General features: G+C 51.5%; 19 protein-coding genes and 1 pseudogene. 17 read left to right on the top strand and 3 right to left on the bottom strand.

All coding sequences use genetic code 11. From position 1 onward, the window contains the following. Positions 1-6: 6 nt before the first annotated feature. The 7 genes from GCWU000182_RS03840 (at position 7) to GCWU000182_RS03810 (ending at position 7,590) form a co-directional block, all read left to right on the top strand. Positions 7-1,068 carry an ABC transporter ATP-binding protein gene (locus tag GCWU000182_RS03840; RefSeq protein WP_023391451.1) on the top strand — a complete coding sequence of 354 codons (1,062 nt, stop codon included), beginning with the start codon at positions 7-9 and terminating at the stop codon, positions 1,066-1,068. Continuing rightward, positions 1,061-1,975, top strand: a complete 915-nt coding sequence (locus GCWU000182_RS03835; RefSeq protein WP_023391450.1) for an ABC transporter ATP-binding protein — start codon at positions 1,061-1,063, stop codon at positions 1,973-1,975. The genes GCWU000182_RS03840 and GCWU000182_RS03835 overlap by 8 nt, the downstream gene beginning before the upstream one ends. Positions 1,976-2,128: 153 nt before the next feature. Next, entirely contained in the window at positions 2,129-2,620 is a 492-nt protein-coding gene (locus GCWU000182_RS03830; RefSeq protein WP_035364035.1) for a GNAT family N-acetyltransferase, read from the top strand. 106 nt (positions 2,621-2,726) lie between these two features. Next, entirely contained in the window at positions 2,727-4,139 is a 1,413-nt protein-coding gene (locus GCWU000182_RS03825) for an amino acid ABC transporter substrate-binding protein/permease (protein WP_023391447.1), read from the top strand. A 22-nt stretch (positions 4,140-4,161) separates the two neighbouring features. Then, positions 4,162-4,893 carry an amino acid ABC transporter ATP-binding protein gene (locus tag GCWU000182_RS03820; protein ID WP_035364527.1) on the top strand — a complete coding sequence of 244 codons (732 nt, stop codon included), beginning with the start codon at positions 4,162-4,164 and terminating at the stop codon, positions 4,891-4,893. Positions 4,894-5,161: 268 nt separating this feature from the next. Next, complete coding sequence (locus GCWU000182_RS03815) at positions 5,162-5,854, top strand: hypothetical protein (protein WP_023391445.1); 693 nt, start codon at positions 5,162-5,164, stop codon at positions 5,852-5,854. Further along, entirely contained in the window at positions 5,851-7,590 is a 1,740-nt protein-coding gene (locus GCWU000182_RS03810) for a serine hydrolase (protein ID WP_023391444.1), read from the top strand. The genes GCWU000182_RS03815 and GCWU000182_RS03810 overlap by 4 nt, the downstream gene beginning before the upstream one ends. Before the next feature lie 98 nt (positions 7,591-7,688). Here GCWU000182_RS03810 and GCWU000182_RS03805 read toward each other — a convergent pair whose 3' ends face one another. Continuing rightward, positions 7,689-9,320 carry an ABC-F family ATP-binding cassette domain-containing protein gene (locus GCWU000182_RS03805; protein ID WP_023391443.1) on the bottom strand — a complete coding sequence of 544 codons (1,632 nt, stop codon included), beginning with the start codon at positions 9,318-9,320 and terminating at the stop codon, positions 7,689-7,691. Positions 9,321-9,408: 88 nt separating this feature from the next. After that, positions 9,409-9,900: a nucleoside 2-deoxyribosyltransferase gene (locus tag GCWU000182_RS03800; RefSeq protein WP_023391442.1), complete on the bottom strand. Its 492-nt coding sequence runs from the start codon at positions 9,898-9,900 to the stop codon at positions 9,409-9,411. Between the two features lie 192 nt (positions 9,901-10,092). Here GCWU000182_RS03800 and GCWU000182_RS03795 point away from each other — a divergent pair, with 192 nt between their 5' ends. The 10 genes and pseudogenes from GCWU000182_RS03795 to GCWU000182_RS03755 all read left to right on the top strand — a co-directional run bounded on the left by GCWU000182_RS03795 (position 10,093) and on the right by GCWU000182_RS03755 (position 22,446). Beyond that, complete coding sequence (locus GCWU000182_RS03795) at positions 10,093-10,650, top strand: QueT transporter family protein (protein WP_023391441.1); 558 nt, start codon at positions 10,093-10,095, stop codon at positions 10,648-10,650. Positions 10,651-11,243: 593 nt separating this feature from the next. Then, a complete protein-coding gene (locus tag GCWU000182_RS03790; protein WP_023391438.1) occupies positions 11,244-11,819 on the top strand; it encodes an NAD(P)H-dependent oxidoreductase in 576 nt (191 codons plus the stop codon). Positions 11,820-11,928: 109 nt separating this feature from the next. After that, positions 11,929-13,146: a bifunctional phosphopantothenoylcysteine decarboxylase/phosphopantothenate--cysteine ligase CoaBC gene (coaBC, locus tag GCWU000182_RS03785; protein ID WP_023391437.1), complete on the top strand. Its 1,218-nt coding sequence runs from the start codon at positions 11,929-11,931 to the stop codon at positions 13,144-13,146. Further along, positions 13,143-13,880 carry an ABC transporter ATP-binding protein gene (locus GCWU000182_RS03780; RefSeq protein WP_023391436.1) on the top strand — a complete coding sequence of 246 codons (738 nt, stop codon included), beginning with the start codon at positions 13,143-13,145 and terminating at the stop codon, positions 13,878-13,880. The genes coaBC and GCWU000182_RS03780 overlap by 4 nt, the downstream gene beginning before the upstream one ends. Then, complete coding sequence (locus GCWU000182_RS03775) at positions 13,877-15,133, top strand: ABC transporter permease (RefSeq protein WP_023391435.1); 1,257 nt, start codon at positions 13,877-13,879, stop codon at positions 15,131-15,133. The genes GCWU000182_RS03780 and GCWU000182_RS03775 overlap by 4 nt, the downstream gene beginning before the upstream one ends. Positions 15,134-15,845: 712 nt before the next feature. Further along, the gene (locus GCWU000182_RS03770; protein WP_023391433.1) at positions 15,846-17,573 is read left to right on the top strand and encodes a carbohydrate-binding domain-containing protein; all 1,728 of its coding nucleotides are present in this window, start codon (positions 15,846-15,848) and stop codon (positions 17,571-17,573) included. Between the two features lie 213 nt (positions 17,574-17,786). Further along, the gene (locus GCWU000182_RS10165; RefSeq protein WP_156905287.1) at positions 17,787-17,927 is read left to right on the top strand and encodes a hypothetical protein; all 141 of its coding nucleotides are present in this window, start codon (positions 17,787-17,789) and stop codon (positions 17,925-17,927) included. Between the two features lie 468 nt (positions 17,928-18,395). Continuing rightward, on the top strand, positions 18,396-19,376 hold the full coding sequence (locus GCWU000182_RS03765) for a LacI family DNA-binding transcriptional regulator (RefSeq protein ID WP_023391431.1): 981 nt from the start codon (positions 18,396-18,398) through the stop codon (positions 19,374-19,376). 149 nt (positions 19,377-19,525) lie between these two features. Next, positions 19,526-20,902 (top strand): annotated as a pseudogene (locus tag GCWU000182_RS03760) (sucrose-specific PTS transporter subunit IIBC); the annotation flags it as partial. 125 nt (positions 20,903-21,027) lie between these two features. Beyond that, positions 21,028-22,446: a glycoside hydrolase family 32 protein gene (locus tag GCWU000182_RS03755; protein WP_051372921.1), complete on the top strand. Its 1,419-nt coding sequence runs from the start codon at positions 21,028-21,030 to the stop codon at positions 22,444-22,446. Between the two features lie 665 nt (positions 22,447-23,111). On the opposite strand, the gene GCWU000182_RS03745 is transcribed toward GCWU000182_RS03755, so the two are convergent. Next, positions 23,112-23,863 (bottom strand): IS256 family transposase (locus GCWU000182_RS03745; RefSeq protein ID WP_023391427.1); only part of this gene is annotated, 752 nt, incomplete at its 5' end.

The following is a 23,863-nucleotide window of genomic DNA, read 5'->3' as shown; positions in this document are numbered from 1 at the left end:
GATCTCATGACTGAACCATTGTTAGAAGTAAAGAATCTCCGCATTAATTTCAAGACTTATGCCGGCCTGGTACAGGCAGTACGGGGGGTGGATTTCACCTTGGCCAAGGGCGAGACTCTGGCTATCGTAGGGGAGTCCGGCTCAGGTAAGAGTGTAACCTCTAATGCCTTGATGCGCCTTATTCCGCAGCCAGCGGGTCGTTATGAAGATGGCCAAATCCTCTTTGAGGGTAAGGACCTGCTCAAATTATCTGAACGGGAAATGGAAAGCATCCGTGGTAACGAAATCGCTATGATCTTCCAAGACCCTATGACGGCCCTTAACCCTACCATGCGAGTAGGTAAGCAAATCATGGAAGTGATTCTGACCCACAAGAAAGGGGTCAGCAAGGAAGCCGCTAAGCAACGGGCCATTGAGCTCCTAGCAGAAGTAGGAATTCCAGATCCAGAACGTCGCTTTAAGCAGTATCCTCACGAGTTTTCTGGTGGGATGCGGCAGCGGGTGGTCATCGCCATTGCTTTGGCCGCTGAGCCTAAAATCCTGATTGCGGATGAACCAACTACCGCCTTAGACGTGACCATCCAGGCGCAAATCCTGGAACTCATGAAGAAAATTCAAGAGAAGAACGGCAATGCCATTATCTTTATCACCCACGACTTGGGTGTGGTAGCCAATGTGGCCGACCGCGTGGCGGTTATGTATGCCGGCCAAATCGTCGAGTATGGCTCTTCTCATGACATTTTCTATAATCCTAAACATCCTTATACTTGGGGCCTATTGGGCTCTATGCCAGACTTGGATAGTGAAGATAGCGAAGAGCTCTATACCATTCCAGGTGCGCCACCTAACTTAATCAATCCGCCACTAGGGGATGCCTTTGCGCCACGTAACCCTTACGCCCTGGCCATTGATTACAAGGCAGAGCCGCCTTTCTATGAAGTGAGTCCTGGCCACTATGCCAAAACTTGGCTACTCCATCCTGAGGCGCCTAAGGTAGAACTACCTGAGGTCATTCGCCACCGGATTGAATCTTATCAAGCGCGTAGAGAAGAGGTGCCACATGCCTAAGAAGTTATTAGAAGTCCAAAACCTAGTCCAACACTTTGGCAAGAAGTCAGCACCAATTAAGGCCGTTGACGGCATTAGCTTCGATGTCTACGAAGGGGAGACCCTAGGCTTGGTTGGGGAATCAGGTTGTGGTAAGTCCACGACGGGGCGTTCCATTATCGGTCTCTATGACATCACAGACGGCCAAATCATCTTCGACGGCAAGCCAGTTTCAGACCTCAAGTCTCAGTCGCAACGCCAGGCCTTCGCCCGCGATGTGCAAATGATCTTCCAAGACCCTTATGCTTCCCTCAATCCGCGGATGACCGCTGGAGAAATTATTGCCGAAGGCTTCGATATTCATGGCCTCTATCGCAATAAGCAGGAGCGGGCAGACCGCATTGCCGAATTACTGGAAGCGGTCGGTCTCAATCGCGAGCATGCCAATCGTTATGCCCATGAGTTTTCAGGGGGCCAACGCCAACGGCTAGGGATTGCCCGGGCCTTGGCGCTCAAGCCGCGCTTCATCATTGCCGATGAGCCCATTTCGGCCTTGGACGTGTCCATTCAAGCCCAGGTGGTTAACTTACTCAAACGCCTGCAGAAGGAACGTGGCCTGACCTATCTCTTCATCGCCCACGACCTGTCCATGGTCAAGTACATTAGTGACCGCATTGCGGTGATGTACGCTGGTAAAATCGTTGAAGTAGGCCCAGCCCACGATCTCTATCATTCCCCTGTCCACCCTTATACCCGCTCCCTCCTATCAGCGGTTCCTCAACCGGACCCAATTAGTGAGAGTACACGTGTACGTCAGCCTTATCAACATGAGGCAACCGATGCACCCCTAAGTCAACATCAAGTAGCAGAGGGCCACTATGTCTATGCCAGCGATGAGCAATTCCAACGCTGGATGCAAGCCCGTTAAGCTAGCTTTTAAGGCTGAGATTGAAATCTCAGCCTTTTTTGGTTACAGCCAGGTTACTATTGTGTAAGCTGAGGCCACCTGGCTTGCATTTAAGAGGCCTGGATGGCACAATAGAAGGAACTTTAGCCAGAGAGCGCAGAGAGGATGTCCGCCATGTCAATCGTTATTCGGTCCGCCAACCCACAAGATGCCCCAAGCCTGAGGGCCATTTACCGACCTTATGTGGAGCGGACGGTGATTTCCTTCGAGTATGAAGTACCCTCTGTGTCAGGTTTTCGTCAGCGGATTAAGCAGACCCTGGCCCACTATCCCTACTTGGTGGCGGAATTGGAGGGGGAAGTAGTGGGCTATGCCTATGGCTCCGCCTTCCACCCCAGAGCAGCCTACCAGTATGTGGCCGAAGTCTCCGTCTATCTCAAACGCTCAGTCCGGGGTCAGGGCATCGGGGCCAAGCTCTATGCGGCCCTAGAAGAAGCCCTGCGCCAGCAGGGCATTCGGCGGGTGACCGCCTGTGTGGCCTATCCTGGTGAGGGTAGCGTGGAGTTCCACCTCAAGCAAGGCTATCACCAAGTAGCCTTATTCGAGAAGGTGGGTTATAAGTTTGATGCTTGGCAGGATGTGGCCTGGTTCCAGAAAGACCTTTAAGCGGCTCCTTATGTTAGATAATCTAACATAACTTGTTACCTCTTCCTTGCAATGTCTGGGACCGTCCTCTATACTGTTGGAGTATATAAAAGGAGTGAACCAGTTTATGAAAGATATGATTAAAAGGCTCATGCTGGTCTTGGTGGTCTTCTTAGGCCTACAAGTACCAAGTGTCAAGGCCGCTGAACATTATGTGATTGCGACGGATACAACCTTTGCGCCCTTCGAATTCCAAGACTCCTCAGGTAATTATGTGGGGATTGATATGGACTTACTAGCAGCCATTGCGGAAGCAGAAGGCTTCACCTATGAAATCAAGCCCCTGGGCTTTGCTGCGGCTGTTCAGGCCCTAGAGAGTGATCAAGTAGATGGCGCCATTGCCGGTATGACCATTACCGATGCCCGCAAGGCCAGCTTCGACTTCTCTGATAACTACTATGAGTCCGGTCTCCAATTCGCGGTAGCCGCTGACAGCAAGATCACGGATTTAGAAGGCTTGCGCGGCAAGAAAATCGCGGTTAAAACCGGGACTGCCGGAGCTGACTTAGCTAACAAGCTGAAGGATGATTACAACTTCACCGTGGTGACCTTCAAGGATTCGGCTAATATGTATGAAGATGTCTTAACGGGTAACAGTGACGCGACCATTGAAGACGCGCCTGTTATTGCCTATGCTATTAAGAATGGTAACCTCCGCCTTAAGCTCATTGGCGAAAAATTAGAAACCAGCCAAACCGGTTTCGCGGTTAAAAAAGGCAAGAATGCTGAGCTCTTGGCAGCCTTCAACCGTGGCTTGGCTAGCCTCAAATCTTCTGGTAAGTACCAAAGTATTTTAGATAAGTATATTGGGGAGGATGCGGAAGCTAGCGCTCAAAATTCCTTCTTCGGTCAACTGGCTGAGAATGGGCCGGCCCTCTTGTCAGGTTTAGGCACCACCTTGTGGATTGCGCTAATCTCAGTGGCCCTAGCCCTAATCTTAGGGATTATCCTAGGCCTCTTGCGGGTTCAAGCCAACCCTTGGTTGAGTGGGATTGCCGCAGTCTATGTCGACCTCATGCGTGGGGTGCCTTTGATTGTCCTATCCTTCTTCATCTACTTCGGGATTCCGCAAATGACCGGCGTGCGTTTCAGCTCGGCAGTGGCCGGGATTACCACCCTGAGTCTCAACGCGGCGGCCTATGTGGCGGAAATTGTCCGCGGGGGGATTCAAGCCATTGACAAGGGTCAGATGGAAGCCAGCCGCAGTCTGGGACTCTCCTATGGTAAGACCATGCAGAAGATTATCCTGCCTCAAGCCATTAAGCTCATGATTCCATCCTTCATCAACCAATTCGTCATTACCCTTAAGGATACCTCGATTCTGTCAGTTATCGGCTTGGTCGAATTGACTCAAACCGGGAGCGTCATTATCGCCCGTACCTACCAATCTGGCTCTATGTGGTTGATTGTCGGGCTCATGTACCTGATTGTCATTACGGCCTTAACACGCCTATCCAAACGTTTAGAAGGAGGGAAGTAAGATGACAGAACTCAACCAAGAAATGCCAAAAGTCCTAGTTCGCGGACTCAAGAAACAATACGGCGAAAACGTCGTGCTTAAGTCCATTGATTTAACCGTCAACCAAGGGGAAGTAGTCTGTGTCATCGGCCCTTCCGGTTCCGGTAAGTCTACCATGTTACGCTGCCTCAACCGCATGGAAGAAATCAACGGGGGCAAGGTCTTCGTAGATGGGGTGGACATTACCGATCCTAAGGAAGACATCAACAAGATCCGTCAGAATATCGGCATGGTCTTCCAACACTTCAACCTCTTCCCACACTTAAGTGTCTTGGACAACATCACCCTAGCGCCTATGGAGCTAAAGGGCTTATCCAAGGTGGAAGCCGAGTCCCTAGCCCTCTATCTCTTAGAGTCAGTTGGCTTGGCCGACAAGGCTCATGTAGCGCCTAACTCTCTGTCTGGTGGGCAAAAGCAACGGGTGGCCATCGCCCGGGCCTTGGCCATGCAACCAGATGTCCTGCTCTTCGATGAGCCAACTTCTGCCCTGGACCCTGAGATGGTCGGCGATGTTCTAGACGTTATGAAGCGTTTAGCCGAAGACGGTATGACCATGATTGTGGTCACGCACGAAATGGGCTTCGCCCGTGAAGTGGCCGACCGCGTTATCTTCATGGACGGTGGCTTTATCGTCGAAGAAGGTGCACCTGAAGAACTCTTCAGCCATCCAAGCCATGAACGGACCCAAAGCTTCCTGAATAAGGTGCTTCATTAATAAGCTAACCAGTAAAACCTAGCCTGAGAGTGGCTAGGTTTTTTGCTTACCCTATTTATCTATTACATAGATAAATAGGGTCTGAGTCAGCAAAATTACGTGCTCCATTCGACACAAATTGTGGGGCTAGCAGGCCTAGGAGCCAAACAAGTCCTACTCCCTCCACTTAATGAGGCGATTGACCGGCCTTATTAGTCAAAAATCCTTGCTAAATCCGGGAAAATTTGCCACAATGGTAAAGTGAATTCAGAACAGAGGAGACTTAGCCATGAACCAAGTCAGTCATTACCTGCCAATCACTGCCTTGCAGGTGCCAGACTATTACTTTGATATCCATTTACCTTCTTGGGAAGAGGTGGCCCGCGTCTTTATCCATCAAGTCGCCAAGCAGGCCTATCCTGAGCTAGATCAACCAGAGGCTAACCTGACGGACCAGCAGGTGGCAGCACTGGGCTTACAAGGGGTCAGTAACCTGACCGATCTTAAGCACTATGCCATGGACCTCTTCCGCCAAAGCCAGATCCAGACCCGCTTCTATCAACATATCCTGCCTTTCCTAGCCTCTTATATTGCGGAAACGGCTCAATATGTTCTAGATGCTGAAGATATGGCCACCGTGGTCTACAGCCAACTCAAGGAAATGAACCAAGAAGATCCCCAGCTTGATCAAGATGCTATTCGGGAAAGCCTAGAGGAAGACTATATCTTCCGCCTAGTAGCTGGCCAGTGGTATGCTGACCAAGGGGGCGGCCTGACCGAGTTAGACTATGACGCCTATCTCGTGTCCAGTGCGGTCAACCAGGGGGCGGATGAGATTGCTCTGCGGGAACGCTTCTCCTATCCAGACTTCCAAGTCATGATGCCGACTTTAGCCTACACTGAGGCCCTCTTCCAACACTTCCTGCCGCGCTTCCGCTTTGTGATTGCGCCGGCTAATCAAGAAGGGGGGCAGCCAGCTTGAGTCAACCAACACGAGCTCAGTACCGGTCCAATCATAAGGGCCAGAAAGCGCCTAAGAAGACGCGGACAGAGCAGACGCCTGGCTCCTATAAACGTTACTACTTATTAGCTCTGGGCTTGGTGGCAGGTCTGGTGCTAGCAGCAGCAGCCTTTTTCCTCTGGCTCATGCCGCAAATGAAGCAATCGACCGAGCGCTCGCACTTGGCGCGGGCGGCCAACTGGGTGGATACCTATACGGTGGACCTGGATCCCCAGCGGGAGGTATTGGTTGAGGACCTGCGTCAGGTCGACATTCAACCGGAAAACCAAGCGCCTAGCGCCCAGTACTTTACTAAGCAAGAATTAGATAAGCGTACCGAGACTTCCTTTGCCCGGCGGGTTCGTCAGGTAACTGATACGGATGCCAATGGCTTTGCCTGGTATTGGGGCCAGCAGCAGGAGGAATATCTCTATCGCCATGGCCGGCCTTATACGGGTTGGTTTGGTCAACCTGGTAGTGAGTGGACCTACTATAAGGATGGCCGCTTGGATCAGCAGGCAACCATCGATAAGGAAACGGCTCGCCTACGGGCTGACGAGGCGACCTTTATCCAGTCCTTCGTGCCAAGTTACCAAGCCCGCTTTGTCTACCTCAAGGCTAAGAGTGAGTCGATGTATTACGTGGACCGCCAGTCCATTCGTTATTCCATTCTCAACCGCGGCCGGGATGGGCTCTTACTGTCCAACTTCCCCGGCCAGCCTAATTCCTACTTTCTAGCCAATACCAACAAGTATGCGGATATTCCGATGGAAGTGACTGAGGAAGCCGTAGTCGATAACCAGACCTGGCTCCATGTGGCCATCGGTTACCAAGATCTAGGTTGGATTCGTCAGGATTTGACCTATCAAGACTATGTCTTAACCAACTATAGCGAACGTAAGCTCATTGATACGGTTCAACAAATCATGCGCGAGGAAATCGATAGCATGGGCATTATGGCGGGGGCTTCCTTCGTTGATAATGAGACCATGGCCCAAGTGGATGTGGATAATCAAATCTTCTTCCCAGCTAGCACCCAGAAAATCTATGTCTTGACCGAGCTTTACCGCCAGTACAAGGAAGGCAAGCTCCAACCAAGCCAGACCATGGCCATGGAAGGTTCGAACATTGTGCCGGGTGCCGGTCATATTAATGAGTCACCGGCGGGGACGGTTTATAGCTTGGACGAGCTGGTCGATTATGTGGCCATCTATAGTGATAACACGGCGGCTAATATGCTGATTGAAGCCGTGGGTGGCGGGGGCATTGTGACCCAGCACGCCCATGAGTTGGGTATGTTGGATACCTATCTGGAAGGTAAGTACTACCAGACCGACAATGGCCGCTTCCAGACCACGCCCGATAATGCGGCCCGGCTTTTCGCCAAACTCGCCAACCATGAGCTTAACGGCGAGCCATGGGATTCCATGCTCATTGACAAGTTGCGACTCAACAGCCATTCCTTCCTGCGGACCTATCTCTATGAGACAGATTCCTGGAACAAGTCAGGTCTTGGTGCCCCAGAGCAAAATGACGTGGCCACCTTCGTGACCCAGTACGGCAGCTATTCCATTGCTGTCTACACCAACTCCTGGAATGACTATGATGCGCGCTTCGACCAAGTAGGCCGCCTGTCCCAACGGGTTTATGAGGCCTTCAACCAGATTCGTTCTGATCTCTGGCACCCTTATGACCCAGAGCAAGGCTTCTATCGTTAGAAATAAAAAGTCCCAATATATCATATATGATATATTGGGACTTTTCTTTGTGGGGAAAAGGAGAGGGCTGGCATCATGCCAGCCCTCTTTTAAATTGCTTATTTACCTTGGTACAAGTCATTAACGCGTTGTTGCACGTCTTTGTTTTCTAAGTATTCTTCATAGGTGGTGTCAATGCGGTCGAAGGCCCCGTTAGGCGTCAACTCGATGACCCGGTTACAGGTGGTGTTGAGGACCTCGTAGTCGTGGGAAGCCATGAGGATGGCGCCCTTGAACTTAATGAGGCCGTCGTTAAGTGCGGTAATAGATTCCAAGTCCAAGTGGTTGGTTGGTTGATCCAATACCAAGACGTTAGCCTTAGATAGCATCATCTTAGACAGCATGCAACGAACTTTCTCGCCCCCGGATAGGACATTGACTTCCTTCATCACGTCTTCACCAGAGAAGAGCATACGACCCAAGAAGCTACGCAAGAAGGTGTTGTCGCTCTCTTCCTTGCTAGCGTATTGACGGAGCCAGTCAACGATACTTAAGTGTACGCCGTCAAATTCGTCGCCAGAGTTCTTAGGTAGGTAGGTTTGGCTAGTGGTCACACCCCACTCGAAGCTACCGCTGTCTGCTTCCATCTTGCCCATGATAATGTCGAAGAAGGCAGAGAGGGCGATGTCGTTACGGCTGAGGAAGGCCACCTTGTCATCACGACGGAGGGTGAAGGTAATGTTGTCTAAGACCTTCTCACCATCGATGGTTTTGCTGAGGCCTTCTACCCGTAGTAAGTCATTCCCGATTTCGCGTTCTGGCGTGAAGCCTACGAATGGGTAACGACGGGAGGATGGTTGAATGTCATCCAGGGTAATCTTATCCAGCATCTTCTTACGAGAAGTTGCTTGTTTGGATTTAGAAGCGTTAGCTGAGAAGCGGGCGATGAAGGCTTGGAGTTCCTTAATCTTCTCTTCCTTCTTAGCGTTTTGGTCAGCGGCCATCTTAGCAGCCAATTGGCTGGATTGGAGCCAGAAGTCGTAGTTACCGACATAGAGCTTGATTTTCCCAAAGTCCACATCAGCCATGTGGGTGCAGACCGTGTTCAAGAAGTGACGGTCGTGGGAGACCACGATGACGGTGTTAGGGAAGTTCAAGATGAAGTCGCTTAGCCATTCGATAGCGGCTGCGTCCAAACCGTTGGTCGGCTCGTCTAAGAGCAAGTTGTCTGGCTTGCCAAAGAGGGCTTGGGCCAAGAGTACCTTAATCTTGTCGGCTTCAATCAGCTCGCGCATGTAGCTGTAGTGAAGATCCTTGCCAAGACCTAAGCCTTGCAGCATGTTGCTAGCTTCGGCTTCGGCTTCCCAACCGCCCATTTCAGCAAAGGCAGCTTCGAGTTCGCCGGCGCGGACACCGTCTTCATCGCTGAAGTCTTCCTTAGCGTAGATGGCGTCTTTTTCTTTCATAATGTCATAGAGTTCCTTGTGGCCCATCATCACGGTTTCGATAACGGTGAAGTCTTCGAAACCATAGTGGTTCTGGCTGAGGACCGCTAGGCGCTCATGGGGATCCATGGAGACATTCCCAGTAGTTGGCGCGATTTCGCCGGCCAAGATCTTCAGGAAGGTTGATTTACCTGCCCCGTTGGCCCCAATGACCCCGTAGCAGTTGCCAGGGGTGAAGGTAATGTTCACATCGTCGAATAATTTACGATCTGAAAAGAGTAAGCTCACGTTTGAAACGTTGATCATTTAAGTGTTTCCTCCTTGGTTCATGTTGGGTCAAGTCAGCTTGACGCATACCCTACTATCATACCATATTTTAGCGGGCTTGGCTCATTTATTTGGCAACTTGGGCCAGTTGGCGTTGGACAGCAGCTGGCAGATCAGCAGAAGCCGTCACAATCTCGCCTCTTAGCTTAATGAGGCCAGTCGTGTAGAGGTTGACATAGCTAAATTGAGACTCGGCTACCTCTTGCAAGGCCTTGAGCTTTTCAGGGTGACTGCCCCCTTGTTGGCGGACATCGGTATAGAGGCCCACAATCGGGATGCCGGCTTGATAGGCAATGCCGATTTCAGAGGCTACGCCTGGGTCAATCAACTGCCCATCTAGGACGGCCACCAGGACGTCGCTCTTGAGGACGGCTTCCGTATCGTAGCGGGCAATCATTTGGGAATCGGCGTAGGCATTTTTATCGTTGATGGCTTCTTGCTCCTGGGGTAGGAAGACGGTTAGGCCAGGGACTTGAGCGCGTAGATTAGCGACCACTTGGGCGTTGAAGGCCCGCTCCATTTCGGTGAAGAGGGGGCTGGCAAAGTATAGATGGGGCATAATGACTCCTCCTTGGGCATTGATACCTTCATTATAACGGAGATTGTGTCAATTAGCTATTGCAAAATCACCAGAAAATGGTAGACTAGATAGGGTCGCTGTCATGATGGGACAGCCCCCTGCGACACTTAGCATCCTTTGGTCGCAGTAAGTACTAGTCGGCCTGAGCCGGACTACAAAGGAGGAACTTATATGAATAACCATCTTAAACCTAGTTGGCTAAGCTGGCCCAACTGGAAGGACAGCCGTGAGCTGACCCGCGCAGGCTTAGTTGCCGGCCTCTATATCGTTTTGACTTTCTTGACTCTGCCTTATTCTTTTGGCTTGATTCAATTCCGCTTGGCAGAGACGCTTAACTTCACCAGTCTCTATAACAAGCGCTATGTCTACGCCTTGACCTTAGGGGTCTTCATCGTCAATGCCTATCAATATGGACCAGTTGACATGATCGTCGGCTCCTTGCAGACCTTACTCTTCCTATGGCTAGCACGCTGGATTGGGGACTTGGTTGTGGCCTTTTTTGCCAAAGGGGCATCCGCTAAGACACAAACTATTATACGTTACGCTGTCTTGACCCTGGTCTTCTCCCTATCCATGTTTGTCATTGCCTTAGAGATGGTGGTGGTAGGCGTAGCAGAAGCTGGCTTCTGGGCAGCCTACACACAACTCTTCACTAGCGAATTGGTGATGTTGACACTAGGCTCCGTCATCATGTACTATGTCAGCCAACGTGTAGATCTTGAACGCTAATTAATTTTAAGACGAGGACTTGTCCTCGTCTTTTTTGTGTAAATTGTGCTCTTTTGGACACGTAATTTGGGAGACTTGCCCCCTATTTATCTATGTAATAGATAAATAGGGGAGTGGCAGCAAGGCTATGGGGGGCAGTATCTAAAAAGCCAATCTAGCAAGCCCGGCGAGCTCCCAAAATCTATTAGAAAAGAGCCCAAGCCGCGAGCCAGTGGTCCACTCCGTCAAGTGGACCACTAGCTAGGCTGGAAAGTACCCAAAAGTGACTAAAAAGACGGAAAAGTCGCGAGCCAGTGGTCCACTCGGCAGAGTGGACCACTAGCTAGGCTGGCGAGTGCCTAAAAGCGACTAAAAGGGCACAAAAGTCGTGAGCCAGTGGCCCACTCGGTCGAGTGGACCACTAGCTGATCTGTCAAGTGTCCAAAAGCGACTAAAAGGGTGCAAAAGCCATGAGCCAGTGGCCCACTCGGTCGAGTGGACCACTAGCTCCGCCAGCCACCGCACTCCCTACCTGTCCACCTCACTTAATATCAGCCCCAAAATATGTTACAATATGGAAAACCCTACCAAACCCAGAGAAAGGACGTGCTAAGATGACCATGCAAACGACCATTGTTTACGCCCACCCCTATGAGGGCAGTCTCAACCATGCTATTTTGGAGCGCCTAGTCGCCACCCTAGAAGCCAAGGGCCACCCGGTGACCGTACTCGACCTCTATGCTGACCAGTTCAATCCGGTTCTGTCGGCCGCGGACTTAGCCGTCTATGGGGAAGGCAAGACGACCGATTCCCAGGTAGAGCGCTATGTCCAAATTTTGGACCAGACAGAACAAATTATCTTCATCTATCCTATTTGGTGGTATGACATGCCCGCCATTATGCGGGGCTTCCTGGATAAGGTGCTGCTACCTAAGTCGGCCTTCGAGACTGAAAATCAACGCCTCCTAGCCAGCCGCCAGGTGCGCAAGACCTACATTTTTACGACTTCAGCCGCTTCTACGGAAGACCTGGAGCAGGTCTTTGGCGACCCCATTCGGGGCACGACCATGGCCGGCACCTTCAAGGATGTGGGCTTCCTCAATCCTATTTGGTACAACCTGGGCGGCATCGGCCATATCAGCCAGGAGGAGATTGACGTCTATCTGGCCACCTTGTCCAGTCGCGTTTGAGGAGATTGACGTCTATGGCCAGTCGTGTTTAAGGTGGAGAGGCCTGGGCCTCTCTTTTTTTGCTGGAATATGCTAAAATAAGAAGGAAAATGATTGGAGGTGGCTCCGCGTGTTAGAAAAAGTAAAAATCGGTGTCTTTGTCATGGGGGGCATCGCGGCCTATAAGGTGCCAGAGCTGGTACGTCAGCTAATCAAAAAGGGCGCCCAAGTTCAGGTGGCTATGACTCAGTCGGCCCAGGAATTTGTGACGCCGCTGACCTTGCAGGTCCTGACCAAACGTCCGGTCCTCACCCATACTTTTGACGAGCGGGAGCCTAGCCAAGTCCAACATGTGGCCATGGCCGACTGGTGCGACCTAGCCCTGGTGGTGCCAGCCACCGCTAACGGCCTGGCCAAAATGGCGCACGGCCTGGCAGATGATGTGGTGACTACCACCCTCTTGGCAGTGACGGCCCCTATTCTGGTAGTGCCGGCCATGAATGTCCACATGTACGAGAACCCTGCGACCCAGCGCAACCTTGCCCAACTGCGAGCAGACGGCCTGACTATTATGGAGCCTGACACAGGTTTCTTAGCGGAAGGCTATGAAGGCAAAGGCCGCCTGCCTGAACTCCATCGCATCGTGGCCCAAGTGGAGCGCCTCTATGCTCGGACCCATTTGCCTCAAAGCTTAGCCGGCAAGCAGGTCATTGTCTCGGCTGGCGGCACCCGCGAGCGCATTGACCCAGTCCGTTACATTAGCAACGATTCTTCTGGCAAAATGGGCTATGCCATGGCCCAGGCGGCTGACTGGTTAGGGGCGACCGTCACCTTGGTCTCCACCACGCACAGCCTCCTGCCACCAGAAGGCGTCCAAGTCCAAGAGGTGGCGTCAGCCCAAGAATTGGCCCAGGCCATGACCTCTCACTATGACCAAATGGACTATGTCGTCATGGCTGCGGCCGTCAGCGACTATCGGGTCAAGTATCCCCATGATCAGAAGATTAAGAAGGTGGCCGGTCAGACAGACTGGCAACTAGACCTAGTCGCAAACCCAGATATTTTGGCTCAATTAGGCCAAACCAAGCGCCAGCAAGTCCTGATCGGCTTTGCGGCGGAAACCCAGAATTTGCTAGAACATGCCCGAGCTAAGTTAAGTAAAAAAGGGGCCGACTGGCTCATCGCCAATGATGTGTCCAACCCGGCCATCGGCTTCAACTCTGACAAGAACCAGGTCTATGTCCTGGGGGCTCAGGGTCAGGAAGTTCTCCTGCCCCAACAGTCCAAGACCAGCCTAGCCCTGGCTGCCTGGCAAGTGATTCTAGCTGAAGGAGAAGAGACACTATGACAATTTCTGTATCTGGATTGGCCAGTGGTTACCGCCAGGTGCCGGTCATCCAAGACATTAACTTCCAGATTGAGTGGGGCCAAATTGTGGCCCTGATTGGTCTCAATGGGGCGGGCAAATCCACCCTGCTCAAGACCATCTTGGGGCTGCTCAAGCCCCAGGCCGGGACGGTCACCCTGGATGGCCTCAGCCTGCAGGAAAACCATCAGGCCTTCGCCAGCCAGCTAGCCTATGTGCCTGAGACACCCATTCTCTATGAGGCCCTGACCTTGCGCGAGCACCTTGAACTGACGGCACTGGGCTACGGCCTGGACCCGGCGGTTGTGATGGAACGGGCCCAACCCCTGCTCAAGCTCTTCCGTTTGGACAAGCAGTTGGATTGGTTCCCGACCCATTTTTCTAAGGGCATGAAGCAAAAGGTCATGATTGTCTGCGCCCTGGTCTCCGATGCCAAATTTCTGATTATTGACGAGCCTTTCTTGGGCTTAGATCCCTTGGCCATTCAACAATTCAAGGACATTCTCCAGGCCCGCGCCCAAGCCGGCTGCGCCATCCTCTTGACGACTCACGTCCTAGGCTTGGTGGAAAATCTAGCCGACTCCTACCTTATGATGCAGGCGGGTCGCCTCTATGCTCAGGGTACCCTGACGGACTTGCAAGAAGCCTTAGAAGCGCCCGGTGCTAGTCTGGATCAACTCTATATCCAAATGGCCAGTCGCGAGGTGACGGCATGAAGGATTTGAACAGTCTCTGGCAGGGGCGCTTGCGCGACTTTGCCAAGACCATGAGTCGCTACAGCCGGCTCATTCTCAATGATCACATGGCCCTCATCCTCTTGGTGGCCTTTGGTTTCTTCAGTATCTATTACCAACAATTACTGGTCTCCCTGCAAAGCCAGCCGCCCCAAGGTTTGGGTCTCATGATGACGGCGGTCTGCTTGCTAGTCTGGTGGGCAGGCCTGGCTTGGGGCCGGCCCTTGCTTCTAACCTACGAGCCGGACAAGAGCTATCTCTTCGCCCGCGGTTATCAATGGCATGCTGTATGGAAATGGGGCGTCTGGCTAGGCGCCCTTGCTCCCAGCCTAGTCTTGGCGGTTGTGACCTTGCTGCTAGCACCCCTGATTAGCTTGGCCCTTGGCTGGTCTTTGAGCCAGGCCCTTTGCCTGATTGCCTATGTGGTAGGTGCCAAGTTTTTAGTGGCCTGGGCAGGCTATTTGGGCTTTTATAGCGGCTTGTTGCCTAAAGGCCTGTCTGGTCCGGTGTTAGCCTTAGCCTTGGCGGGGCTGGGAGCAGGAAGCTTGTGGCTGCCGGCTAACCTGGCTTTGGGCCTCTTGGCCTTGGCCCTCCTACTGGGTGCTGCCTACATCTGGTGGGCTTGCCGGAAAGTACCTCAACATTGGATTGAGTTTGAAGCCCTGGTAGCCCAAGAGCAGGCCCGTCGCGCCAGCCTCTACCGTTGGTTGGCCCTCTTTGCAGAAGTGCCCCAACAGATTCCACCCATTAAGCGACGAGCTTACCTGGATGGTGTCCTCAAGAGCCTGTCTGGTCGACTGGGCAACCGCTACGCCTACCTCTACCTGCGCCATCTAGTACGCAATATTGCCTATTCCGGTATCTGGTTGCGGGTGCTGATTTTCTTCAGCCTCGTCATTGTCAGCAGTCAACAAGTCTGGCTCTGGGTGGCAGCTGGTGCGCTGAGCACAGTCTTGACCCTAGTTCAGCTCATGCCTCTAGCTCTAGAGCCTCTGCGCCATCCGCTAGAGCGCCTCTATCCGGTTGGCCAGCAGGCCCTAGTGCCAGCCTTGCGTCCGGTACTGGCCTTGATTCTAGTCCTGCAGTTGCTGGTCTACAGCCTTTTGGTTGCTGTTCTAGCTCAGGGTAACTGGTCTCACTTGGGCCTCTGCCTCTTGATTTGGCTAGCCGTTGCAGCACTAGGCCTCCTTGTTTACCTGCCATTTTGGATTGGCCGCCATAGCCGAGCAAATTAATCAAGTTTACTCCCTCTTTCAATAGCCTATTGAAAGAGGGCTTTTTGTATAGTCTGAAAAGCCCCGCTATTCTTATGAGCCAGTGGTCCACTCTGAAGAGTGGACCACTAGCTCAGGGTGAAAGGACGAAAAGAGGCCAGAACCAAGGGATTCAAGGATAGCTAGTGGTCCACTTTGGAGAGTGGACCACTAGCTCGGGGCGAAAGGACGAAAAATGGTTCAAACCAGGGAATCAAGGGAAGCCAGTGGTCCACTCTGGAGAGTGGACCACTAGCTCAGGGTGAAAGTTCGGAAAGAGGCCGGAAACCAGGGATTCAAGGGTAGCTAGTGATCCACTCTGGAGAGTGGACCACTAGCTCAGGGCGAAAGTTCGGAAAGAGGCCGAAAACCAGGGAATCAAGGGTAGCCAGTGGTCCACTTTGAAGAGTGGACCACTAGCTCGAGGCGAAAAGGCAGAAAATGGCCAAAGTCAAGGAGTTCAAGAAGCGTCAGTGGCCCACTAGCTCGGGAAGACCAGGGAAAATGATTTTTCCAAGCCCGACCTATTTTCCCTAACCTAAAAAATTCCCTTCGGCATTTTAAGTAAATTTTAACTAGGACCTCTATACTGAAATCAAGTTAAGTGGTAGAGGGGACGTCTGACTATCACTTAACCCATTATTAAAACAATCCAAGATTACTACACGCAAGACCAATAAGGGAGGTCCATATCATGAGAAAAAGTTTTACTATCGCCACCCTAATCAGCTTGACCGCCAGTATGTCCCTGGCTTATCCAGCCTTAGCCCAGTCGGGCGCGCAGGAAAGTCAGTCAGTGACCAGTTTCCAGGCCCAAACGAGCTATGATGAGAGCCAGGCTACTCAGGTGACTTTGGCTGATCAGACTGCCACCGTCACAGGGCAAGGCGCCAGCTTCAGCGCCCAAACGCTAACCATCAGCCAAGCTGGCACCTACGTCCTAACCGGTAGCGGCAAGAATCTCAAGCTAGTGGTAGAGGCTGCCGACACTGACCAGGTCCACTTGGTCTTTCAAAACCTGACCCTAGAAGGGGAGGGCACCCTGCTACAAATTAACAAGGCCCATGAAGTCGTCATCAGTCTAGCAGAAGGCAGTCAGAATGCTTTGACAGAAAGCCAGGCCAGCGACGATGAAAAGGTTAAAGCCACCATCCACAGTCAGGTGCCTCTGACCCTGAACGGGACAGGCAGCTTGACCCTCACGGCCCTTACCAAGAATGCCTTAGAGGTGGAAGACGACCTCAAGGTGTTAGGCGGAACTTATACCGTCAAAGCCGCCAACCATGGCTTCAAGGCCGAGGGCGCCCTCGATATTGAGGCAGCCACTCTGACCATTGAAGCAGGCAAAGACGGTCTCCATGCTGAGCATGACGAGACGACCGAACGAGCTAATGTGACGCTCAATCCAACGCAATTAAGTATTGCGGCCACCGAAGATGGGGTGGATGCCGGCAATGAATTGACCATTAAAGGCGGGACCATCACCGTTAGCCAAAGTGAGGAAGGCCTAGAAGCGCGCGTCATCCGTCAACTAGGTGGCGATGTGACCATCAAGAGTAGCGATGACGGGGTCAACGCTTCGGCTGGTTCTTCTAGCAAGACCACAGACACGAGCGCTACAAGCAAGACTACCGAAGCTAGTGCCACAAGTAATTCAGCTGACACCAGCCCTTCTGCTAGCCAAGCCACAAGCAATTCAGCTGACACCAGCCCTTCTGCTAGCCAAGCCACAAGCAATTCAGCTGACACCAGCTCTTCTGCTAGCCAGGCCACTAGTGATTCAGCCACCGCCAGCGCTCCCGACAGTCAGGCCACTGCCGACCCAGCAGCTACCAGTCAGCCCGACCAAGCCAACAAGGACAAGAACCAAACACCGCCAGCACCACCTGCTAGCCAAGCCCCACCACAAGGTGGACAAGGGCCTGGAGGCATGCCGCCAGGAGGCCAGGAAGAAAGTGACCCAAGCCTACAAATCATCCTTGCAGGTGGGACCCTTACCATTGATGCGGAAGGAGACGGCATTGATTCCAACGGAACGGTCAGCATTAGTGGCGGTAGCCTAGTCGTCAATGGCTCAGTCCATGACGGCAATGGCCCCCTCGATGCAACGGGCGACATTACCATCACAGGCGGCACGGTCTGGGCCCTAGGGACCTCCGATATGCTGCAAGGTTTCGCCCAAGGATCCACCCAGGCTTCTATCACTGCTAACATAGCAGGGACGGCAGGCCAAACCCTTATCATCCTCGATGCCAATGGCAAGGAAGTGGCGCGTCAGACAGTCAACAAGGATTTCCAAGCGGTCATTATGTCGAGTGTCGACTTAGTAGACGGGCAGACCTACACCATCCAGGTGGAAGGGACGACCCAAACTGCCACGGCAGCCCTTGTCACCCCGGTGACCGGTGGCTTTCATCCCTAAGCATTAGGGTCATTCTCCTCTGCGAAGCTAAGTGCCGGCACTTAGCTTCGTATTTTTTAGATGGGATAAGGTCTGGCAGCTGACTCGAGAAGATACTTGTAAAAGTAAGATAAATATGTCATAATAATAGTGTAAAAATAGCGGTTTATGATGGAACTAGTTCCAAAATTGAAACTGCAATATCTTGAATACTCATCACGAGAAGGGGAGGATGTGACCGGTGTTAGTTATAATACCGGTCTATCCCAAGCACCATACCCCTGTGAGCTAGTGGATAACTTGCCCAGTCTGGCCAACCAATGGCAGACAGTGACCCAGTCCAATGGGGTGGCGCCGGATAGATATGCTGATTAAGCGAGAGGGCCCGCTTAGGCCCAAAACGGCACAAGTTAAAGGGGTGAGGACCGCAAACTAGTAAGTGAAGAGTGCTGACGCAACTGATGAATCGTGAGAATTTGACGTTGGTCCCCAGGGACTTGCGTGTGGATGAAAGGAAGCGTTTATAACGAACAAATCTGATCACCAGCCATAGAGCTAGTGGGCGGGTTTCTAAGTCATAAAACGAATTCAAGCACGGTAAATAGGCGTCAAAAGTTTGTGGGCAGGGCATTATACACAATCTTTTGACATTTTTTTGTATTTTCCGTTTGGATTTAATTGGATTTAATGTAAGATAATGTTGAATTATGTAAGTGAAGCAAGCGTAAGAGATTTTTAGTAAGATACAGTCTAGACGCCCTTGGGGCGGTCTAAGACACACTTGTCATAAGCTCTATGCTACTCACTACCAGCGAAGGCTAGATAATCGCTAGGAGGGTAACAATGACAACGATTAATGATATTGCAAAATTAGCAGGTGTTGCCAAAAGTACGGTTTCTAGACATTTGAACGGGGGTTCCGTCAGCCGGAAGACAGCTGCCAAGATTGAGGCAGTGATTAAGCAAACCGGCTACGTACCTAATTCTTTTGCCCAAAGCTTGAAAGCCAAGGAGAGCCGTATGATTGGCGTCATCATACCGCGGCTTGATAGTTTTTCAGCCAACTGTATCCTGAGTGAAATTGACGAAGTTTTCCGTCAACATAACTATCAGGTTTTAATTATTAATTCTAATTTCTCGGTCAGCCGGGAAGAAGAGGCCCTCAGAACCTTCCAAGTTAACAAGATGGACGGGGTCATCTTCCTTATGTCCCACACTGACAACCGGATTATTGAACTACTGGAGAATGTCCAGGTGCCCATTGTGACCATTGGCCAAGAATTCCTGGACGAGAATACCATCTACTACGACGAGGAGAGTGCAGGTCGCCAGTTGGCCGACTATCTCTATGCCATGGGCCATCGGGATATGGACTTCTTGACGGTGACTACGACTGACCCCGCTGTGGGGATTAAGCGCCGGGATGCCATTAAGCAGGAATTCCTCAAGTATGGGGATACCAGCTTCCGCGAGTATACTTGTGGCTTCAACCTCATGGATGGCTACCAGGTGACGCGTGATCAAGTGCTGCTCAATAAGCCGCGCCTGATTGTGGGGGCGACCGATATTATTGCCATTGGTGCCATGCGGGCTTGCCTAGAGGCGGGCTATCAGGTGCCTGAGCAAATTAACTTTGCGGGTTTTGGCAATAATGTCCTAGGCTCTTCTATCTATCCTGGTTTGACCACGGTGGAATATCCTTATCGTCATGCCGGCTATGTTGCTACCAAGATGCTGCTAGATAGAATCCAGGGCCATGAGACGGCCACCAAACGCAAGCTCGAAACTTCCCTTGTAATTAGACAGTCGGTCACAGCTGTCTAACCTAAGATGAAAGCTCGACGATTTCATTTTCACATTTAATGATATTGACACCGGTTCTATTCCAAGTATAATAAGGCTTAGGAGAGAACCGGTTTCTTTTCTACAGGCAATTATTATTTTAGTCTCATCTGAATGAAGGAGGAACACAAATGGGATTTAAAGAAATCGCACAAGATGTTGTCAAATACCTAGGTGGTAAGGAAAACATCTCTAGCGTCGCACACTGCGCAACTCGTCTACGTGTCATGGTCAAAGACGAAGCCAAGATTGATAAGGAAGCCATCGAAAATACCGACAAGGTAATGGGTGCTTTCTTCAACTCTGGTCAATACCAAATTATTTTTGGAACCGGTACGGTCAACAAGGTCTATGAAGAAGTATCAGCCTTGGGCGTTAACGCTGTAACCAAGTCCGACCAAAAAGAAGAAGTTAAACCACAAGGGAATGTCCTACAACGTATGATTCGGACCTTCGGGGACGTCTTCGTACCAATCATCCCTGTCTTAGTGGCAACCGGTCTCTTTATGGGGGTTCGGGGTGTCCTCACTCGTCCAGAAGTAATCGGCCTCTTTGGCTTAACCGATCCTAAACAAATCGACCAAAACTTCTTGCTTTATACACAAATCTTAACCGATACTGCCTTTGCCTTCTTACCAGCCTTAGTTGCTTGGTCTAGCTTCAAGGTCTTCGGCGGGAACCCTGTCTTAGGGATTGTCCTTGGTTTAATGATGGTCAACCCAGCCTTGCCTAACGCTTATGCAGTAGCAAGTGGGGATGCGCAAGCCTTGACTTTCTTCGGCTTCATTCCAGTTGTAGGTTATCAAGGGACCGTCTTGCCAGCCTTCTTCGTCGGTTTAATCGGGGCTAAACTTGAAAAATGGCTCCATGACCACGTTAAGGATACCTTCGACTTGATTGTGACACCATTCTTAACCTTCTTGGTAATGTCTATCTTAGGTCTCTTCGCTATTGGGCCAGTCTTCCACTCCTTGGAAACAGTCGTACTGGACGTAACCAAGCAGATCTTGACCTTGCCATTTGGTTTAGCGGGTCTCATCGTCGGTGGGGTTCAACAAATCATCGTGGTTACCGGGATTCACCACATCTTCAACTTCTTAGAGTTACAATTATTGACTAACGGCGACAAGACTAACCCACTGAATGCTTACTTCACTGCTGCCATGGCAGGGCAAGCAGGGGCAACCTTCGCTGTAGGTTACAAGACAGTTAACCACAAGGTTCGTGCCTTGGCATACTCTTCAGGTATTTCCTGCTTGCTAGGGATTACCGAACCAGCTATCTTCGGGGTTAACCTCCGTTATGGTAAACCATTCGTGATGGGTCTCGTTGCCGGGGCTGCGGGTGGTTGGTTAGCAGGCCTCTTCAAATTGGCAGCGACTGGTATGTCTGTCACTGTTTTACCAGGGGTCTTACTCTACCTCAACAATATCTTTGCTTACCTCTTGGTGCTGGTAGTCAGCTTCGGGATTGGGTTTGGCTTGACCTACGCCTTCGGTTACAAAGAAGACAAACAAGCTTAAGCACAAGCATGATTTATGACAGGACGGGGCAACTCGTCCTGTTTTCATAGGTGCCTGCTGGCAGCTGTGCTATAATAAAAGTAGATAAGAATCAAAAAGGAGGACCAGCCATGTCAAGCCGCAACAAAGGGCCTTACGCCCAACACTTCCACCTGACGCCTGAGCAGGGACTACTCAATGACCCTAACGGGCTCTGCTATTTCCAGGGTTACTATCATATTTTCTACCAATATAACCCGTATGCGACCGACCACTCTACCAAATACTGGGGTCATGTCCGGACCAAGGATTTTGTGACCTATGAGCAGTTGCCGGTGGCCCTCAAGTCTGATGACTGGTTCGATAAGAACGGGGTCTATTCGGGTGGCGCCATCGTCCACGAGGACACCCTCTACCTCTTCTATACCGGTAATACCAAGGACGAGGCAGGTCGCCGGACCAGCTACCAATGTATTGCGACTTCGACAGACGGCCTTCATTTCACCAAGTTAGGCCCTGTGACTGAGCAGTTGCCAGACTATACCGGTCATGTGCGGGATCCTAAGGTCTGGTATGATGCGACCGTCCAAGGTTGGTGGATGTTGCTAGGTGCCCAACGCTTGGATAAGACCGGCGACACCGTAGCCTTCTTCTCTAAAGACCTCAAAGACTGGGACTATCGCGGTTCTATCTTCCAATTTGATCAGCCTCTGGGCTATATGTGGGAGTGCCCGGATATGGTCTTCTTGACAGATGAGGTGACAGGCCAGGATAAGGCTGTCTTCATCTTCTCACCGCAAGGGGTCGACCCAATTGGGGATAGCTACCATAATATCTTTAACACCACTTACTTGGTCGGGACCTGGGATAGCCAGACTGGCCGCTTCCTACCCGACAATGCGGACTTTGCGGATATGAAAGAATGTGACCGTGGCTTTGAATACTATGCGCCTCAATCCTTTGTGGCGCCTGATGGCCGGGTCATCCAATACTCTTGGATGGGCATTACCTGGCCTGACCAAGAGGCAGCTATCCCAACCCGTCAAGACGACTGGATTCATCACCTGACCATTCCGCGCCAGTTACGCCTAGTAGACGGCAAACTCTATCAGACACCGATTGCAGAATTAGAGGGCTTGGCAGGAGCTAGCCAGTCGCTGGCTTGGACCTCGGCTGACTTCCGCCTAGATCTGGCAGGTCGGGCGCAAAGAGTACAAGTTGATTTTGAGACTCTAGCAGATTGGGAACTCTTCTTGGATGATAACGTGACGGTCAAATACCAGGCCGCTCAAGGCCGCCTAAGTTTAGCTCGCTTCAACTGGCTAACCGGCCTGCAAGAATGGCGCCATATGCAGCTAGAAGAGGAGCTCAAGCATTTAGACCTTTGGCTCGATGCCAGCTCGCTAGAAGTCTTTGTTAACGGCGGGCAAGTAGTTGCCTCCCTCCGTTACTTCGCCAAAGAACCCCTGACGCGCCTAGAAGGCAAGGCCAGTGCCGACCTCCAGGCTAAGCTAGTAGCCACTCAGTTGGAAGCTCATCAATATATATAGGAAGAAAAAGGGGCGTCAGCCCCTTTTTTGTTTAGTTTTGGACACGTAATTTTGCTAACTCGTACCCTATTTATCTATGTAATAGATAAATAGGGTAGCTAAGTCAGCTAGCCGGCAAATCCTGTCAAATAAGTCGCCGTAATAACCAGCAAATCCTCTCAAGTAAGTAGCCGCCATAGCCAGGAAACCCTCTAAGCAACCGCCGAAAACAGACCGAAATCTGGGAAGAGTCCCGCGCCAGTGGTCCACTCTGTCGAGTGGACCACTAGCTCCCCGGGAAAAGGCCCAAAACAGGGCAAAAACCAGGGAAATCCCCGCGCCAGTGGTCCACTCCGCCGAGTGGACCACTAGCTCCCAAGAAATCGTCGGAACCAGGCCGAAAACCAGGAAAAGTCCCGCGCCAGTGGTCCACTCTGTCGAGTGGACCACTAGCTCCCCGGAAATGGCCAGAAACAGGCCGCAAACTAGGAAAAGCCCTGCGCTAGTGGTCCACTCCGTCGAGTGGACCACTAGCTCCCCAGAAATCGCCCAAAACAGGCCAAAAACCAGGAAAAGTCCTGAGCCAGTGGTCCACTCCGTCGAGTGGACCACTAGCTCCCGGGAAAATGCCAGAAACAGAGTCAAGTCCAAAATCCTGTGTAAAAATCTGTAGGCTGTCCTATAGCTTATTTGCGTTTGGTGAAGTTGACAAGGAAGGGGCGTGCGTTAGCCTGCCAAGCATCGTTTAAATCAATGAGGATGGCGCCAATCAGTCGCTCAGCAGAAGCGACATTAGGGTAGACGCCAATGACCTTATCTCGTCGTCTGATTTCACGGTTCAAACGTTCGACAGAGTTAGTAGTCCGCAAGTTGGGATGGTAAATCTCAGGCTCCATCATAAACTGAACGGCATCTTCAAAGCCCTCGTCTAAAACCTTTAAGGCCTTCTGATAGCGAGGATTATCCGCGACAGAAGCCTCAAAAGCTTCCTTGAGCCGCCTTGCATGTTCAGCGGTGGGCGCCTGGAATATGGCCTTCAACTTAGCGCGTGCTTCTAGACTTCCTTTTCTGGGAATGGTCTCGACAATGTTAGACAAGAAATGAAAGACGCAACGTTGCCAAGGCACGCCAACAAAACAGTGCTGAATGGCTGCTCTGAGGCCAGAATGAGCATCTGAAATAATCAGGGTGGGCTGGCTCAAACCACGGGCACGTAGGGATTGAAGGAAGGTCAGCCAAGCCTCTTTGCTTTCTTCTTCTGACACCCAAAAGCCGATGATTTCGCGCTTGTTGGCCTCGTTGACCCCTTGGGCTAGGTAGACCGCTTTGGACACCACGCGGCCCTCTTCGCGCACCTTAATGTAAAGGGCATCGAGGTAGAGATAGCGGAAGTGGCTGTGGGTCAGAGTGCGGTTTTTGAAGGCTTCAATCTCAGGAT

Origin of the sequence: Abiotrophia defectiva ATCC 49176, assembly GCF_000160075.2 — a bacterium.
In the GTDB taxonomy this organism is placed as follows: Bacteria; Bacillota; Bacilli; order Lactobacillales; family Aerococcaceae; genus Abiotrophia; species Abiotrophia defectiva.
The sequence above is the reverse complement of the archived record's forward strand: the minus strand, read 5'-3'. Positions and strand labels throughout refer to the sequence as shown.

Excerpts from the sequence above, each read along its gene's own strand:
- GCWU000182_RS03840 (WP_023391451.1), top strand. The coding sequence starts at position 7 with ATGACTGAACCATTGTTAGAAGTAAAGAATCTCCGCATTAATTTCAAG.
- GCWU000182_RS03835 (WP_023391450.1), top strand. The coding sequence starts at position 1,061 with ATGCCTAAGAAGTTATTAGAAGTCCAAAACCTAGTCCAACACTTTGGC.
- GCWU000182_RS03830 (WP_035364035.1), top strand. The coding sequence starts at position 2,129 with ATGTCAATCGTTATTCGGTCCGCCAACCCACAAGATGCCCCAAGCCTG.
- GCWU000182_RS03825 (WP_023391447.1), top strand. The coding sequence starts at position 2,727 with ATGAAAGATATGATTAAAAGGCTCATGCTGGTCTTGGTGGTCTTCTTA.
- GCWU000182_RS03820 (WP_035364527.1), top strand. The coding sequence starts at position 4,162 with ATGCCAAAAGTCCTAGTTCGCGGACTCAAGAAACAATACGGCGAAAAC.
- GCWU000182_RS03815 (WP_023391445.1), top strand. The coding sequence starts at position 5,162 with ATGAACCAAGTCAGTCATTACCTGCCAATCACTGCCTTGCAGGTGCCA.
- GCWU000182_RS03805 (WP_023391443.1), bottom strand. The coding sequence starts at position 9,320 with ATGATCAACGTTTCAAACGTGAGCTTACTCTTTTCAGATCGTAAATTA.
- GCWU000182_RS03800 (WP_023391442.1), bottom strand. The coding sequence starts at position 9,900 with ATGCCCCATCTATACTTTGCCAGCCCCCTCTTCACCGAAATGGAGCGG.
- GCWU000182_RS03795 (WP_023391441.1), top strand. The coding sequence starts at position 10,093 with ATGAATAACCATCTTAAACCTAGTTGGCTAAGCTGGCCCAACTGGAAG.
- GCWU000182_RS03790 (WP_023391438.1), top strand. The coding sequence starts at position 11,244 with ATGACCATGCAAACGACCATTGTTTACGCCCACCCCTATGAGGGCAGT.
- GCWU000182_RS03780 (WP_023391436.1), top strand. The coding sequence starts at position 13,143 with ATGACAATTTCTGTATCTGGATTGGCCAGTGGTTACCGCCAGGTGCCG.
- GCWU000182_RS03775 (WP_023391435.1), top strand. The coding sequence starts at position 13,877 with ATGAAGGATTTGAACAGTCTCTGGCAGGGGCGCTTGCGCGACTTTGCC.
- GCWU000182_RS03770 (WP_023391433.1), top strand. The coding sequence starts at position 15,846 with ATGAGAAAAAGTTTTACTATCGCCACCCTAATCAGCTTGACCGCCAGT.
- GCWU000182_RS03765 (WP_023391431.1), top strand. The coding sequence starts at position 18,396 with ATGACAACGATTAATGATATTGCAAAATTAGCAGGTGTTGCCAAAAGT.
- GCWU000182_RS03755 (WP_051372921.1), top strand. The coding sequence starts at position 21,028 with ATGTCAAGCCGCAACAAAGGGCCTTACGCCCAACACTTCCACCTGACG.